The sequence below is a fragment of the Candidatus Neomarinimicrobiota bacterium genome, from assembly GCA_041154365.1.
GTDB lineage: Bacteria > Fidelibacterota > Fidelibacteria > Fidelibacterales > Fidelibacteraceae > Fidelibacter > Fidelibacter multiformis.
On record AP035449.1, the window covers coordinates 1,403,667 to 1,419,320 of the forward strand.

Sequence of the window (15,654 nt, forward strand, 5' to 3'; positions counted from 1 at the left end):
ATAATCAGGATTCCTGTTTATCAAAATCACGGATCATTTCATCCATGATGGGAGACACTTCCCGAATGAGCCGGACCCGATCCCGATGATGCATAAAAGAACTTTTAAAACCATCAATCAGGACGTCTTTAATGTCTTTCAATTTCAAATTGAAAGTATGATATGCCAGACACAGTTCGTCGGTAAGTGTGGTGTTGGAAATCAGCCTATTATCCGTATTCAGACACAAACGGAGTCCGTAATCTTTAAAATATTTAAAAGGGTGTTTTTTCAGGCTTTGGACAGCCCCTGTCTGGACATTGCTGGTGAGGCATATTTCAAGGCAAATGCGATGATCATTGATATAATTGAGCAGATCTCCATCTTCCGTCAGACGTGTTCCATGGCCAATGCGGTGTGCCCCGCAATAATGGACCGCCTGATGAATACTTTCAGGTCCGTATGCTTCGCCGGCATGAATCGTAATATTAATATTGTTCTTTAAAACCAGCCTGAACGCATTCTCGTGGTCTTTAGCCGGATAGTTTTCTTCCGGCCCAGCCAGATCAAATCCCACAACACCCCTGTTTTTATAGGCAACGGCCAGTTCTGCCAGATTATAAGAGATATCGGGACTGATACTTCTCATGCCACAGATGATTACGCCGCCACGGATTCCAAAATCCATCTCCGCTTTTTTCAGCCCCCGGATTACAGCTTCCAGATTATCAACCGTTCCCATATCATTATTCACATGCAGAATGGGTGAATACCGTACTTCCAGCCATTTGATGTTTTCCGCGGAAGCATCTTCAGCCAGTTCGTAGGCTACTCTTTCAAGAGCATCGGGAGTCTGGAGAACACTCAATGTTAAATCGAATTTTTTCAGAAAGACTTCCAGCGATTCACCCTTTTCAAAGCGAAGGAACTCCATTAAATCATTTTTATTTTCATAAGGGATGTTGACATTATTTTGTTTGGCAAGATCAAAAAGGGTATCCGGCCTGAGTGAACCATCCAGATGACAGTGCAGCTCAGCTTTTGGAAATTTTTGAATGACTTCCCTTAATTTGGGATCATAGTTCTGATGATGTGACATTTAATTCCTTTTTGCAATTTTCGTTAATATCGCAGTTATTATGACAAACAGCAAGATCCCAAGCCATGAAAAACCGGGTATTTCAGGCCACCAATTTTTTTCACCGGAGATAAAAATTGGAATCGCGACCAAGATGCCCATCAACGCTTCACCGGTAATGAGTCCCGATGCGAAAAGGAGCCCCTGCTTATTTTCCGGATGTGTCTCCCTGTGTTTCCGTGTAAAATGGGAAACCATTCCACCAATGAAGATGGGAGTTGAGAGAGTGATGGGCAGATAAATACCGACGGCCACTGCCAGAATGGGTATTCTGAAATCGGATCCCCTGGATTTTTGTATCAGATCTGCGATAATGATCAAAACACCTAAAACGGCGCCGGTAATCACAAAATTCCAGGGAAGATTCCCCTGAAAAACGCCTTCCGCCACGGATTTCATCAGGGTTGCCTGAGGTGCCGGAAGGGTTTCACTTCCGATTGTGTAGGCACTATGGAGGATGTCCAGTGTAAGTCCCAGAGCGATGGCTGCTGAAAGTGTTCCCACAATTTGCATGATCTGCTGTTTCCAGGGTGTGGCTCCAAGGATATAACCGGCCTTTAAATCCTGCATATTATCACCGGCAATGGCTGCGGCACAGCAGACAACTGCACCGATAATCACAGCACCTGCTGCACCTTCTATACTGCCGGTCCCTTTGATAAGAAGCAGGAGCAGGGAAGAAAAGAGAATGGTTGCGATAGTCACTCCACTGATGGGATTGTTGGAAGACCCCACCAGGCCCGCCATATAACCGGCTACTGCAGAAAAGAGGAATCCGAAGATCAACATAATCACAGCCATTAAAAGTGCAGTAAATACATTATGAATGATATCTTGATAAATAAAAAATACGGGGATAACAGAAATAATCAGAGCAATGATCACCCAGTTTATCGGGATATCTTTTTCATGGCGTTCCACAGCAATTCCGGAATTGCGATTCTTGTAGGCATTCAGACTGGATTTGACACCGTTCACCAGGGGGCGATAGAGGTTGATCACAGACCAGATTCCTCCGATAACCATGGCACCGACACCCATATAGCGGATTTTAGCATTCCAGATATCATAGGCTGCATCCAGATATCCTGAACCTGCTTCAACAGGATTAAAAAACGAATATAGGGGAATGGCAACAATCCAGGAAATCAGTCCACCGGCAAAAACCAGGACGGCAATATTTCTCCCCACAATATATCCGACGGCCAGAAGTGCCGGAGACAGTTCAGAGCCGAATCCAATGACAGAGCGTTTTTCTGCCTGTCTGGAAGCAAAGGGAAGGGCAAAATCAATGGCTGAATTCCACATCTGTAGTCCCTGTTGGGCAAGCTTCATCAATCCACCAAACAGGGCTGCTTTAAAAATCATCATCAGATTTTTTGAGGAATCATCCGTCTCACCCTGATGATCACCGGCTTTTAAAACTTCAGCCGTTGCCACACCTTCGGGATACTGCAATTCCGCTTCTACAATCAAAGCTCTCCGCAGCGGAATGGTAAAAAAGACTCCAATCAATCCACCGATACCGGAGATTTTTGCAATTTCAAAATAATCAAAATCGGTCCAATATCCCATCAGCACCAGTGCGGGTATGGTAAAAATTACACCTGCCGCCAGAGATTCTCCTGCAGAAGCAGAGGTTTGTACAATGTTATTTTCAAGAATGTTGGATCGTTTGAAGAGTTTCAAAACGCCCATGGATATGACTGCAGCAGGTATGGAAGCGCTGACCGTCATTCCGGCAAATAAGCCCAAATAAGCATTTGCAGAGGCAAGAACAATGGATAAAAAGACACCAAGTATCACAGATTTCAGTGTGATTTCAGGTAAAGTGTGATTTACTTTCATCATAATCCCTGTCATTTAACTGTCTGGTTAAAGCCTTGTCGGAACATGAGGTTAAAATAGTCATGATTCCATTTGTGGTAAAGTGATTTTTATCCTTAAGTTTGATTAAATTCAATAAAAATCGGGGTTCAACCATGGAAAAATACAGTTTCAAGGATTATGATGTGGATGGACTTACATTTCTGATGTCCAACCGGAAAGAAGTCGTTAAATCTTATCAGAAGCTCATATCCACGCTGGGGGAACATTTGGATGACAAGACCCGGATTCTGATTACCCTGGCCCTTCAGGTTACGACACAACAGCCTGAGGCCGTTAAAATTGTCATTCCCAAAGCACTGAAAGCAGGTGCCAGTTCAGATGAGATTATTGACAGTGTCATACTGACTACACCCATAGTTGGACTGACGGGAATCATTAAGTTATTGCCCAAAGTTTTGGATGAACTCAAAAAACATCAGGATATGACGAAAGAGGGATCATGATGAAATTGTACATGAGTGTAGATATTGAAGGCATCACTGGTGTCGCCAACTGGGATGATGCGGAAATAGGTCATCAGGAACACCAATATTACCGGAAGATTATGACCCGGGAAGTTTTAGCTGCCAGTAAAGAAGCAAAAAGCAACGGGGTACGGGAAATTCTGGTGAAGGATGCTCATGCATCAGGCCGGAATATTCTGATCGATGAGCTTCCGGAGTATGTGACCGTTATCCGTGGCTGGAGTGGTCACCCTTTTTCAATGGTTCAGGGACTTGACGGCAGTTTTGATGCTCTGTTTATGATGGGATACCACTCCCCTTCCGGCTCCCTGGGAAATCCCCTCTCCCACACCATGGCTTCATCCATTATCCGTGAAATGCGCTTGAATGGGCACCGGATCTCAGAATTCACCCTCCATGCTCTGGTCGCCGGTCACTATAAGGTTCCGGTAACACTCCTTTCAGGAGACGACGAGATGTGCAAACAGGCAAAAGAACTGATTCCTCAAATCATTACATTGCCGGTAAAACTTGGTTTTGGAAATGCAGTCGTCACAAAAACTCCGTCAAAAGTATTTGAGGAATATAAATCAGCCGTAAAAGAAGCCTTGAATGTGAAACGTTTCAGAGAGTGTATTCCGGTGATTCCATCCTCCTTGTCCATGGAGATTGTCTATTCACATCCAACGATTGCCTATAAATACAGCTTCTTCCCGGGTGTTGAGATGACAGATGAATCCACTATCCGGTATAAAGCTGAAAATATTTTTGATATGATGACTTTCATCCAGTTTTGTTCATGAAAGAAATCAGGGAATCGGATAATCTGTGATGAAATTCCGGCTTGTTCAGCAGCATGGCCGTTGTGCCATTTGCAAGAGACATTCCATGCGTCGTATCCATCGAAACCGGTGGATGAAAATGCTACCGGGAACAAAACTCCTGAGCTGCCATAATTGTCATGCTAAAGAATATGTCTTTTTTAAATACTTTTCTATCGTTTTAAAAAATAAGCTATAAAAAAACAATCCGGCATTAATGCCGGATTGTTTTGCGGGGTCAGTTGTGTGATAACGATTAAAACCGCTGAGTTTCAGACAGAATTGACCAGCCATCAAGCCAGTTTTCTGTACCAAAAGCCCCTTTAAAATTCACGTTTTCAAAAAATCCGTCATTGGGAAGTTCGTCAACCAGCTGAAATGCTGCCCCTCCGGGAGCAGGTAACAGATCAAGGAGTCCGCCACTTTCACGTCCGTCCAGGGCATAACCCGGATCTTCCTGAACGGCAGTCAGTACGCTGTCTTCATCACCTTTGAACAGGTCCGGCGTACCATAAATGATATTATTGGGTGAGAAATAGAGATAATCAGGAGCAGTCTCTCCGGCAAGATCTGCTGTAATCAGGGCTTGTGTAGGTGCATCCGAAATGCGAACACCATATTCCTTCCCCTGATAGATAATCATATTCCGAAAATCTGCACCGGTCCCTTCGCGAAGACGGATACATTGGTCATTGTCTGCAGAAGCACTTTGACCGGAACCGATAATGGTTACATTATGGAATTGTGGAAAAGATCGGGGCTGCAAATCCATATTTGACCCGTCGTTATCCATTTCAAAGCCACGGTTACCGTCATCAGAACCAATGAGAGCCAGAAGAAACTGTCCCTTCCCTTCATATCCCAAATCCGTATCAAAATGGTCATCTCCACAGAAGATGGCTGCACAATGTTTAAGATTCACTGTTCCCCCAAACATTTCAAATCCGTCATCCAGATTATAGGCCACCTCGCAATACTCAACGGTTGTTCCCCGTCCTACACCGGCAAGTGTGATTCCGTTGATCTCATTATCCTGGCCGATGGAACGTCCGCCGTGCCAGACCCGGACATATTTCAAAATGCCACTGTCATCCTCGGGATCATTGCCTCCAAAAGGAATTCCGGCTAAACCTTCCACATAGGTTTCACCGATATTTACCGGAGCATTTCCTAAAAGGATTAGTCCACCCCAGTTTCCCATGGGATTTCTGTCCAGCATATCCCGGGGAAGTATGGAAGTAAAGGTAATAGGCTTTGCTGCAGTTCCTTCCGCAATAATCCTGGCACCCCGTTCAATGACCAACGCCGGGGCCAAGCCTTTACCATCATCAGCCATGGCATAAATAGTTGTACCTTCTTCTATCGTCAAGGTGACACCTGGTTTAACAAAGGTCTGTCCGGCCAGGACAATGCTATCCTCGGCATGCAGTGTCAGATTGCTTGTGATATTTCCCTTTAATACCACATCCGCCTGAATTTCGTTGTCTGTTTCATCATCTTCATTGCTGTTCAACAGATTACACCCCGTGGCTGACAAAATCCATAAACCCAGTCCAATCACCAGTAAAACCCTGAATACCTGCTTTTTCATCATCTCTCCTTTTTGTGTGTTACATTGCGTAAGACAGGCTTATTCCTGCACCCATCCCGGGACGATACTGATCCGTGATGTAAAGCCTGTCATCTTTTTCAAAGCCAAATCGAACCATTGAATTCAAAATATTTTTAATCTTAAAGCTCAGATTCAAAGATCCCATGGATTTATTGAATGTGAGATTCAAGGAGTGAAAAGGAAACTCGTACTCATTGGGAACATCACCGCTTCCCAGGGCATTAAGCCGTGGACTAAACGTATGATAACTCAGAGATCCGCTGAAACCCTTTAAACCGTGGTAATTCAGGGAAAGATTCAGCATGATATCCGATTGTCCCTGAAGTGGACGAACCAGGGATTGGGCATTATTGGGTGTTTCAGCACCTGTAAAAAGACGAATGGTTTCAGGAGATTTTACACGGGATCTTGAGAGGGTTGTATTAAATGTCACCATGATTTTTCCTGATTCCAGAGGAATGATGGGTAGATGGGTTCTGTAATCCACTTCAATACCGTAGGTAGTGGCATGTTCGGCATTTTGGAAAGTGATATAGGATTCATCAGCTGTTTCTATAATGACTTTTTCAATGGGATGTGAAAAATCCTTGAAAAAGGCTCCAACAGAAAAAATCTCACCGGCCATGCGATACCATTCATACCGAAAATCATAGTTTCCGATACGACTTGATTGAAGATAGGGATAACCAACAACAGGATTCCCACCATAAAAGGCCTGGAATTCATAGGGAGCCATTTCCCTGAATTCTGCACGGGCCACTGTATTGCTGTATGAAATTCTGAATTTCTGATAATCTGACGGATTATATACCAGATTCAATGAAGGCAGGAGTGTTGTTTCATGAAGATTTGTCTCAACCTGTTCTCCTCCCAGGATATCACTCGTATAGGGAACTCCGGTGACGGGATTATAGGAGGCAATGGTTACACGATAATCTTCAATTCGTACCCCACCGATGATACGCCATTTGTTGAGAGTTGTGTAGCGACCCATTCCCAGGGGAATATCAGTCATGACATACAATGCATTATTGATTTCCTGGGCATCATAGGCATTTCGCGTAGCGCCATCTGTAGATTCCAGCAGAATGAGTCCTTCACTGATGTGTTGGTCGTTGCTGTTGTATGAAAAGTAGTTTTCTTCACGGAATATTTCTCCAAAAGAGTCCGGATGGCTTTTTACATCAAGGGATATCAGTTCATCAGGCCATGTACCGTTACTATATTCATGATAAAACGATCTTTTTTGAAAACTCCGGAGCTTGTATTGCAACCTTCCGCCGGTCTTGATTTTATACAACTCACCCAAGCGGTCTTTCAGATTCAGGCTGTAATTCACATCTGCATTTCCGTTAAAATCGAATCCTTTGGTAAAATCCCGGATACCTGCTTTTGCGGATGAACTGGCCAGACGATAGATCTCTTCGCCTGGATAGTACTTATAATTCTGGCTTTTCCCATCTGGTTCGGAAAGTTGTGATAAGCCTGTGTTGATAGTCCATTCCACCCGGCTATCAGCCTGTTTATCAAAATGATGCAATCCTGTCAGCGATGTATTGAGAATACTTTTTTCTACAAAATATTCTCTCAGGTAAATACCCTTTTCATCCAGATTCGGTGTTTTTCCACTCCCATACGTAAATGCGTTTTCTGAAGCATGAGTATATAGGGATGATAATTTCAATTTGTGCTGATTATTGATTTTGGCGCCCATACTCCCGCTGATACTCAGGTTTGTTTTATAACTGCTTTTCTGATTCAGCAAATCCGTCCGGGCAATCATCTTCTCATCAGAAGCAGAATATTTACGGAATATTTCTTCCCGGTACCCATAATCATTGGAAAAATGGACGTTGGTATAATACCCGTATTCCAGATTTTTTGTGGGTGTATACCGGTTGCCGGCGTTAAAACCTATCGAAACCGGCATAAAGGAATTTTCTTCCGAACTGGTCATATCCGTCGAAAAAGCCCTGCCATAATCAGCCAGAGACTGATAATGACTGAGTATATCATTCCCGTTATATTTTGATAATATTTTATTCTCCGGAATCTCGGCTGGCATGCTTCGAATCCCGTCATCAAAACCAAAGAAGTCCAAAGATCCCTGGCTGCCAAGACGAAACTGAGCCCCTACGAGGTCCGTTGATCCAGAAAATCCCAGCGAAGCATTAAAAATACGTTGATCTGGATAGGCCTTTGTCCGGATATCCACTGTTCCTCCACCAAAAGAACCTGGCAAATCCGGTGTGAATGTTTTATATGCCGTGATACTTTCAAGAATTCCGGTGGAAAAGAGATTCAGGGGGACACTCTTCTTTTCCGGTTCCGGACTTGGAATCGGTACCCCATTCATTTGTGTAGAAACGTAACGGTCTCCAAGTCCGCGAACATACACTGTATTCCCATTCAGAACCGAGACACCTGTAATGCGTTTGACAGCATCGGCAGCATTGGAATCACCGGACCGGGACATTTGAGACCCGCTGACTCCATCCTGAACATTGGATGACTGTCTTTTTTCTGAAATCAGATATGCATCCGAATTTGAGGATGCCCGGGCTTCCACGACAATTTCTGATAAATTCATCACCGATGGGATGAGAGCAACATCCAGATAATGGTTTTCATCTTTCTGGATTTGAAGTCCTTTTACGGCCTGGTTTTCATATCCCACATAGCTGACAGAAACATCATAGGTGCCAGGGGGCACATCATAAATCATATAATGACCGTCCAAATCGGTGGCTGCTCCCATGGATGTTCCTGAAATCATGACATTTGCTCCCACAAGAGCCTGGCCTGTTTTATAGTCTATGACACGCCCTTTTAAGGATCCTCCTCCGTTCCCCGCATGGAGTTGAATACCAATGCCCATCATCATAAAGAGTAAAATACCTGCTTTCATGAATTTTTTTGTCCGGATCATCGTATCTCCCTTGTTTTATCGTTATCACACAGGGAAATTCCACATCAGGAATTAAAGCTTCGTGAATAAAAAATGAATTAATGGTTAATTAATCAGCGAATTCAGTTTATTGACATCTTTTGTATCAAATACCTGCTGAGGAGATCATACATGGCGTATTCATCAGTAAGTCCTGCCTTTTTAAGGGCGGCTTTTTCCCGTTCCAGTAAATGGTAATCTTTCCGGACAATGGGACCCCCCAGCGCCTTATGCAATCCACTCTGATGAATATGGTCGATCACACTGTCCACCAGCGGTAAAAAAATTTTTTCATAATCTTCAGGGGATATTCCGGCCAAGGAAGCTGTCGCTTCGGCTCCCCGCAGGATACCGATAATCAGATTTGCCGTCATCACAGCCGAAGCGTGATAGAAATCTTTTTTATCATCGGGCAAAAGAAAAGTCTGCAATCCCCATGCGGATGCCATATTTTGCATCCACGAGGGGTTATCGCCTGATAAGGCCCACCATGCCTTTTTCAGCAGTTTTTTACCCTGGTCAGTGTTTGTTTCAATGACTGATATCATGGGATGAAACGAATGGATTTCCGACTGAAAAACATCTCGAAGGGGGGACAATATTTCCGCCTGATGAAAACCACTTGTATGGATAATATGAGGTGTTTTCCATTCCGGTTTTTGCTGAAGATCCCGGATCAGTTCATGAAAAGAATCATCCCGGATACAAATCAACAGGCATGTCGGTTGGGATGGTGTGGGTTTTGGAGTAAAACAGGAGGAAAAATGCTTTTGATAAGCTTTCAACTGATGATCTGATACATCATCCACCCGATCTATGGTCCATCCCAAATCTGTTAGTAGTCCGCTCAAAGCCCAGCCGATGCGACCTGTCCCGATGAGTGAAAATCTTTTATGCATGGTCATCTTCTTCCGAGAAGACATCTGCCGTAAAGACAAAAAATTCTGTGTTTTTATCCAGATATGCCTGTGGTTTCAGGCCCGCTTTCATGGATAGATGGGTTAACATCTCATCTCTGTCCCACCCTTGTTCCGGAGCCACCTGAGGCAGAAAAACAGCTTGTCGAAATCCTTGCTTCAATACCACGCCGTGTTGTCCCGGTATAATTTTATCTATGGAATCCACCGGAATCAATTCGGAAAGGATTGAAATTTCAATGCTGATATCCTGGAGTTCATTTCTGCTTAAGGGGGGAAAACGGGGATCTGAAAAGGCGGCGGCTTCTGCCATCTCAAAAAGAGCTTCTTTCAGGGGAATGTGACCCATAATGTGTCCGATACATCCCCTGAGCTCTTGATTTCTATGGAGTGTGACAAATATTCCGGTTTTTTGATTATACAGGGGATTTTCACTCAACACAGGTTTCGTATCGCTGATACCTAATTTATACGACAGGTAACTGCGAACAGCTTTGAGAAGCTCTTGTTTCACATGATGATCCAGTATCATATCACACCTCCGATATTACAGCCGATGTATATCCCACAACCGATGAATCATCCCGGTTGATCTCACCGGAATGGGTATAACCTGTGACCCGAATCTGTGTATTATCCGAGTACAGTGCTTTCATCAGGGCAATAATTCCCCCTCCTCCACATGCTTCACAAGTTTCAGAAAAAAAATAGTTTTCCAGGGTTTCAATGTCGTATTTCTTCATGGCATTAATCCACATGCCGTCCATGCGCCGGGCTGTTTCAGAATCGTGAAAATGAGACAGATCGGAACTGGCGATGATTAATAAATCGGGATCCTGTCCTTTGGCAGCTTTCAGAAAATGTGCCAGGTATTCAATGTTTTTTTCGTCCTGATTACCCATAACAACAGGCAAAAGGCGAAAGCCATCCCCCAAAACAACCTGAAGGAATGGAAGTTGAACTTCCAGGGCATGCTCAAAGCCATGACCGGATTCTGAAAAGCGGCATCCCGTTGATGATTCAATCAACGTGTCAAAATCTTCTGTTCTTTCAAGTATCCCCAGGGGTGTTTCATATCCCTCTCCGGGATAGATGGAAATAAAATCAAAGAAATCCCGGTGGCTCGGGCTGATGACAAGGACATTTTTAAACATCTTTCCGCTCAGGGATTTATAGGCTTCTGCTGCCCGCTGACCGGAGTAAATATACCCGGCATGGGGTGCGACAAGGCCGGAAATTTTTCCTTTCACATCCAGATTTTCTGCATTTCCCAGAAAAGCCCGGATCATATAGGTCAGTTCCCGGGGAGATCCCGGATAAAACTGGCCGGCAACACTGGATTGTCTGATCATGGTATCAATCCTCCCAGATAAATCAGTGAAAGATTATAAAATGTGTGGGTATAAGCTGCAACTGCAAATCCGCGAAACAAAAAGACAAGACTCAAAATCACCGAAACGGCGGAACGGACCAAAAAGCTGTGCCATTCGAAGAGGTATTTGAATTCTCCCACATAATGGAGTGTGACAAAAACCGCCGTTGAAATAAGAATCGCCGATACCCACGACAACCATTCATTCTTTCCCAGTGATTGAATCATGAGATAGAGTCCATACATGATAACGGCTCTGAAAACCAGTTCTTCATAGACACCCGCTCCACAACTGTAGGCTATGTTCAGTGCGTGATCCGGACTGTTGACAGGTGCATAACTCATATTCAGGTGTATTAGAATGTAAAATATTAACAGGGCGTAAATCAAGCCCTCACCAGCCATGACCGGAATAGAAATAAATTTAAGTTCACTTTCATTGAAATGGATATTATGAAGCCATTTTACCATGATGAACACTATAAGAAAAAGAACAATGCCTGCCTCCAGTCCGTAAAATCCAATTTCAGACAGGAGCCTTTTCAGAAGGATATCCGCCCCGTTCCGGATTGACACGGATTCAGATTGATAACGAATAAACATGACAGATTCATAGATAATCACCAGTGGGATCACGGCGATAAATGAGAGGAGCGGTGATTTTGTATGTTTCAGGGGCATAACAGCTTATAAAACGGAGTAAACAATCCTTCCGTCGATAATGGTCATCAGGGTTTCTATAGAGAGAAAATCCTCCGTTTCAAAGGGGTCTTCACTGATGACGATCATATCTGCCAACATACCTGGCAGAAGTTTTCCCACCAGGTGTTCTTTACCTGCTGCTAGGGATGGATGTATTGTCAATGCATCGATACACTCATCAATGGTCAGACTTTGTTCGGGGTACCAGGATTTTTCTTCTTTTTCCGGATATCTGAATACTGCTGCATGGACGGCTTTCCAGGGATTTACTGTTTCAACAGGCGCATCTGAGCCTATGATCACATTGGCTCCTGTACTCCACAGATCCCGGTAATTATAGGCATGGCTGCAGTTGTCCTTCCCCCAGATTTTCTCTGCCAGGTGGATATCCCCGGGCAGATGAGAGGGATTGATACATATTGCCAGATTTCGCCACAAGGTTCTGTTTAAAAGATCCTCGGGAATATACTGAACATGTTCCAGACGACATTTTCCATCATATTTATCAAGACTGTTAAAAATTTGTTCCAGTGCCGCATCACCTATCACATGGACCATCATATCCCAGTGATTCCGGTTTGCTTTCGAGAGGATGCCATCCAGTTCCTCCTGGGAATATTTTAAAAAGCTTTGGGCTGTTGCATCGGTATAATCAAAACGCATGGCCGCAGAACGGCTCCCCAGGGATCCATCGAGAAAAATTTTCATTCCCAGAAATTCGAACCAGCTTCCTCCCCCTCCGGAACTCATCATCATGGACTCTACCGATTTGTAATCATCCCAATAAATATAGGATCTGAAACGGGGACCCCGTTTGGATGGATCCTGATATAAATTCTGGTATTTGATAAAATTGTCGTATTCCTCCACAGCGTGGACGGTAGTAATTCCCTGTTTGAATAGTTCATTGAATATTTTTTCCGGTTCATGAAATACCGGGGATTCCATTTTCCGGATGATGGGGGATATCAGTTCGTTGAGTGCATCTTCCTTCACAATTCCCAAAGGTTTACCCGATGTATCCAGGGGAACCCGGCCATTTTGGATATTTTTCATCAGTATTCGGGTATCCATCAGGTCGAAAACAGGATAATTTACCCAGGCAGTGTGATAATCCTTGTTGATGAAAATGGCCTTGGTGTGGGAAGATAAAAAGTTCAGATCACTGGCCCGGGGCATCAGATATTCATCCCAGGCATTGGCATTCCAGCCCCATCCCAAAAGCCATTCCTGTCCTTTGTACTCATTCCGGATCATCTGAACCGCTTCATCCCTGCTGCTGCTATCCCCCAGGTTTAACTGGGTGATTTTTTTTGCCCAGTCAGAGACATGGATGTGGCAGTCACACAATCCCGGCAGAACAATCCGTCCCTCCAGATCAACCGTAATGCTGTCCCGGCTGATGGACGGTGAAAACTCGTGGGATTCCCCAATGGCCGAAATGTATTGATCCTCAATTAAAAGGGCGGATACCCAGGGCTTTTTGGAATCCCCCGTATAGATGCGTCCGTTATAGAGAAATATCTGACCTGCCATGATTTACCAGATGAAGAGATTTCGTTGACTGATATTTGAGCGTCTCATCCTGTCAGTTAAAGACTGGGCAAGACGTTTCATGAACAGATAGCCAATCCGGGGATTTTTATTGAAAAGTTCGTTCAGTTTTTCGTAATCAAATTTAATAATCACCGCATCCTTATCCACCAGGGCACTGGCACTACGGGGTGAGCCGTCAATAAAGGAAAATTCACCTACTGCTTCTCCCGGTTTTAAACGATAAATATTGATTTCCTCGTTTTCATCAAAATTTACCTTCATGGTGATCTCTATCCGTCCGCTGACCAAAAAATAAAGATCACGGCTCTTTTCTCCTTCCTGAAGAAGCAAAGAACCAACCGGAAGCTTTAAGACTTCTGCATAGGGAATCAGATCATCAACAACATCATTTGGCAGGGCTTCGAAAAAAGTCAGATCTTTCAAAAATTCTTTAACAGCCATCACGTATCTCCTTATTTTTCATCACCAAGCTGGAGAACAGCCAGAAAGGCTTCCTGCGGAACCTGCACGCGTCCCACCTGTTTCATCCGTTTTTTACCTTCTTTCTGTTTTTCCAGCAATTTACGTTTCCGGGTAATATCACCACCATAACATTTCGCCGTCACATTTTTCCGCAGGGCTTTCACATTTTCACGGGCAATCACTTTATTGCCGATCGCAGCCTGTATGGGAACCTCAAAAAGATGGCGGGGAATCAGGCTGCGAAGTTTCTGAACCAGACGTCGACCCTGATAATATGCCTGATCCTGATGGATGATCAGCGACAGGGCATCTACCGGTTCATTGTTGATCAGGATGTCCATTTTCACCAGTTTACTGGGCTTATATCCGATAAATTCATAATCCAGAGAAGCATATCCACGACTTACAGTTTTCAGTTTATCGTAAAAATCATAGATAATTTCCGAAAGGGGTATTTCATAGATCAACTGTACTTTGCTTGGATCCAGATAATGGGTATTGACATACGTTGCCCGTTTTTCCTGGGTAAGGGTCATCAGGTTTCCGATAAACTCCGGCGGTGTAATAATTTCGGCTTTAACATAAGGCTCTTCGATCATCTCGATATCCCCCATATCCGGCATTTTTGAGGGTGTATCCACAATAAAAAGATTCCCCTGGCGATCAGTTACATGGTATTCCACATTGGGAATGGTTGTTATCAGATTTTGATCAAATTCCCTTTCCAGACGCTCCTGGACAATTTCAAGATGAAGAAGTCCCAAAAAACCACAACGAAAACCAAACCCCAGGGCTTCGGATGTTTCCGGCTCATAACGGAGTGACGCATCATTGAGCTGAAGTTTTTCAATGCTCTGACGGAGTTCTTCATAATCATCGCTGTTGACGGGGTACAAACCGGAAAATACCATGGGCTTCATCTCTTTGTAGCCTTTTAAGGGGGATTTAGCCTCATTCTCCAACGTGGTTATTGTGTCTCCAACCTTTAAATCCCGGATATTTTTAATCTGGGCAACAATATACCCTACATCTCCGGCTTTCAGTTCTTGTGTAGGGATCTTTTTAAAGAGGAATTTTCCCACTTCCGTAATTTCATAGACATGCCGTGTTGCAAAGGATTTCATCTTCTGACCAGGTTCAATCCGGCCTTCAAAAACACGTACGTAGGGGATTGCTCCACGGTAATTGTCAAACACACTGTCGAAAATCAGGGCCCGTGCCGCTTTATTGAAATCACGCTCCGGCGGTGGAATCCGGGTAATAATTGCCTGAAGCAGCTCGGGAATCCCTTTTCCGGTCTTTGCACTGGTCAGGATGATGTCATCTTCTTCACATCCTGTAAGATCCACCAGCTGGTGTTTAACTGATTCCACCTGTGCACCCGGCAGATCCACCTTATTGATCACCGGGATGATTGCCAGGTCGTTTTCCAGTGCCAAATACGTATTGGAAACCGTCTGGGCTTCCACTCCCTGGGAAGCATCCACCAGCAATAAAGCGCCTTCACAGGCGGCAAGACTCCGTGAAACTTCATAGCTGAAATCCACGTGTCCGGGGGTATCAATCAAATTCAGTGTATACGTTGTTTTGTGATCGGCTTTATACAAAATCTGAATTGGGTGGGATTTGATGGTGATACCCCGCTCCCGCTCCAGATCCATATCATCCAGTATCTGTTCTTTCATTTGAAAAGCCTGCAGAGTGCCGGTATATTCCAATAGCCTGTCCGCCAGGGTGGATTTTCCGTGATCAATATGGGCAATAATGCAGAAATTTCGAATATTATTGTCTTTCATGTCCGGAAAATAACGGAA

The 15,654-nt window shown here is 44.1% G+C and carries 13 protein-coding genes; 2 read left to right on the plus strand and 11 right to left on the minus strand.

Annotated features, from left to right (window positions below; genetic code table 11):
• Nucleotides 1-4: 4 nt before the first annotated feature.
• Entirely contained in the window at nucleotides 5-1,078 is a 1,074-nt protein-coding gene (add, locus tag strainIA91_RS06105; RefSeq protein ID WP_400165886.1) for an adenosine deaminase, read from the minus strand.
• Nucleotides 1,079-2,968, minus strand: coding sequence for an OPT family oligopeptide transporter (locus tag strainIA91_RS06110; RefSeq protein ID WP_400165887.1), 1,890 nt, complete (start codon nucleotides 2,966-2,968; stop codon nucleotides 1,079-1,081). It lies immediately after the preceding gene.
• 131 nt (nucleotides 2,969-3,099) lie between these two features.
• On the opposite strand from strainIA91_RS06110, the gene strainIA91_RS06115 reads away from it, so the two are divergent.
• Nucleotides 3,100-3,450: a carboxymuconolactone decarboxylase family protein gene (locus strainIA91_RS06115; protein WP_400165888.1), complete on the plus strand. Its 351-nt coding sequence runs from the start codon at nucleotides 3,100-3,102 to the stop codon at nucleotides 3,448-3,450.
• Nucleotides 3,447-4,253 (plus strand): M55 family metallopeptidase, encoded by an 807-nt coding sequence (locus strainIA91_RS06120; RefSeq protein ID WP_400165889.1) that lies wholly within the window; start codon nucleotides 3,447-3,449, stop codon nucleotides 4,251-4,253. The genes strainIA91_RS06115 and strainIA91_RS06120 overlap by 4 nt, the downstream gene beginning before the upstream one ends.
• Before the next feature lie 274 nt (nucleotides 4,254-4,527).
• Here the strand turns inward: strainIA91_RS06120 and strainIA91_RS06125 are convergent, their stop codons facing one another.
• The 9 genes from strainIA91_RS06125 to lepA all read right to left on the minus strand — a co-directional run bounded on the left by strainIA91_RS06125 (nucleotide 4,528) and on the right by lepA (nucleotide 15,636).
• Complete coding sequence (locus strainIA91_RS06125) at nucleotides 4,528-5,862, minus strand: hypothetical protein (protein ID WP_400165890.1); 1,335 nt, start codon at nucleotides 5,860-5,862, stop codon at nucleotides 4,528-4,530.
• Nucleotides 5,863-5,881: 19 nt separating this feature from the next.
• Nucleotides 5,882-8,812 carry a TonB-dependent receptor gene (locus strainIA91_RS06130; RefSeq protein WP_400165891.1) on the minus strand — a complete coding sequence of 977 codons (2,931 nt, stop codon included), beginning with the start codon at nucleotides 8,810-8,812 and terminating at the stop codon, nucleotides 5,882-5,884.
• Between the two features lie 101 nt (nucleotides 8,813-8,913).
• Entirely contained in the window at nucleotides 8,914-9,729 is an 816-nt protein-coding gene (locus strainIA91_RS06135; protein ID WP_400165892.1) for a DUF2520 domain-containing protein, read from the minus strand.
• Nucleotides 9,722-10,279 carry an AmmeMemoRadiSam system protein A gene (gene amrA, locus strainIA91_RS06140; RefSeq protein WP_400165893.1) on the minus strand — a complete coding sequence of 186 codons (558 nt, stop codon included), beginning with the start codon at nucleotides 10,277-10,279 and terminating at the stop codon, nucleotides 9,722-9,724. The genes strainIA91_RS06135 and amrA overlap by 8 nt, the downstream gene beginning before the upstream one ends.
• 1 nt (nucleotide 10,280) lies before the next feature.
• Nucleotides 10,281-11,099, minus strand: coding sequence for an AmmeMemoRadiSam system protein B (gene amrB, locus strainIA91_RS06145; protein ID WP_400165894.1), 819 nt, complete (start codon nucleotides 11,097-11,099; stop codon nucleotides 10,281-10,283).
• On the minus strand, nucleotides 11,096-11,800 hold the full coding sequence (locus strainIA91_RS06150; protein ID WP_400165895.1) for a type II CAAX prenyl endopeptidase Rce1 family protein: 705 nt from the start codon (nucleotides 11,798-11,800) through the stop codon (nucleotides 11,096-11,098). Before strainIA91_RS06150 ends, amrB begins: the two co-directional genes overlap by 4 nt.
• Before the next feature lie 6 nt (nucleotides 11,801-11,806).
• The gene (locus strainIA91_RS06155; RefSeq protein ID WP_400165896.1) at nucleotides 11,807-13,357 is read right to left on the minus strand and encodes an amidohydrolase; all 1,551 of its coding nucleotides are present in this window, start codon (nucleotides 13,355-13,357) and stop codon (nucleotides 11,807-11,809) included.
• Nucleotides 13,358-13,360: 3 nt separating this feature from the next.
• Nucleotides 13,361-13,819, minus strand: a complete 459-nt coding sequence (locus strainIA91_RS06160; protein WP_400165897.1) for a Crp/Fnr family transcriptional regulator — start codon at nucleotides 13,817-13,819, stop codon at nucleotides 13,361-13,363.
• Nucleotides 13,820-13,830: 11 nt separating this feature from the next.
• Nucleotides 13,831-15,636 carry a translation elongation factor 4 gene (lepA, locus tag strainIA91_RS06165; protein ID WP_400165898.1) on the minus strand — a complete coding sequence of 602 codons (1,806 nt, stop codon included), beginning with the start codon at nucleotides 15,634-15,636 and terminating at the stop codon, nucleotides 13,831-13,833.
• Nucleotides 15,637-15,654: the final 18 nt, after the last annotated feature.

Coding starts and splice junctions, on each gene's coding strand:
- strainIA91_RS06135 (WP_400165892.1), bottom strand. CDS start 9,729: ATGCATAAAAGATTTTCACTCATCGGGACAGGTCGCATCGGCTGGGCT.
- lepA (WP_400165898.1), bottom strand. CDS start 15,636: ATGAAAGACAATAATATTCGAAATTTCTGCATTATTGCCCATATTGAT.
- strainIA91_RS06110 (WP_400165887.1), bottom strand. CDS start 2,968: ATGATGAAAGTAAATCACACTTTACCTGAAATCACACTGAAATCTGTG.
- strainIA91_RS06115 (WP_400165888.1), top strand. CDS start 3,100: ATGGAAAAATACAGTTTCAAGGATTATGATGTGGATGGACTTACATTT.
- amrA (WP_400165893.1), bottom strand. CDS start 10,279: ATGATACTGGATCATCATGTGAAACAAGAGCTTCTCAAAGCTGTTCGC.
- add (WP_400165886.1), bottom strand. CDS start 1,078: ATGTCACATCATCAGAACTATGATCCCAAATTAAGGGAAGTCATTCAA.
- amrB (WP_400165894.1), bottom strand. CDS start 11,099: ATGATCAGACAATCCAGTGTTGCCGGCCAGTTTTATCCGGGATCTCCC.
- strainIA91_RS06125 (WP_400165890.1), bottom strand. CDS start 5,862: ATGAAAAAGCAGGTATTCAGGGTTTTACTGGTGATTGGACTGGGTTTA.
- strainIA91_RS06160 (WP_400165897.1), bottom strand. CDS start 13,819: ATGGCTGTTAAAGAATTTTTGAAAGATCTGACTTTTTTCGAAGCCCTG.
- strainIA91_RS06130 (WP_400165891.1), bottom strand. CDS start 8,812: ATGATCCGGACAAAAAAATTCATGAAAGCAGGTATTTTACTCTTTATG.
- strainIA91_RS06155 (WP_400165896.1), bottom strand. CDS start 13,357: ATGGCAGGTCAGATATTTCTCTATAACGGACGCATCTATACGGGGGAT.
- strainIA91_RS06150 (WP_400165895.1), bottom strand. CDS start 11,800: ATGCCCCTGAAACATACAAAATCACCGCTCCTCTCATTTATCGCCGTG.
- strainIA91_RS06120 (WP_400165889.1), top strand. CDS start 3,447: ATGATGAAATTGTACATGAGTGTAGATATTGAAGGCATCACTGGTGTC.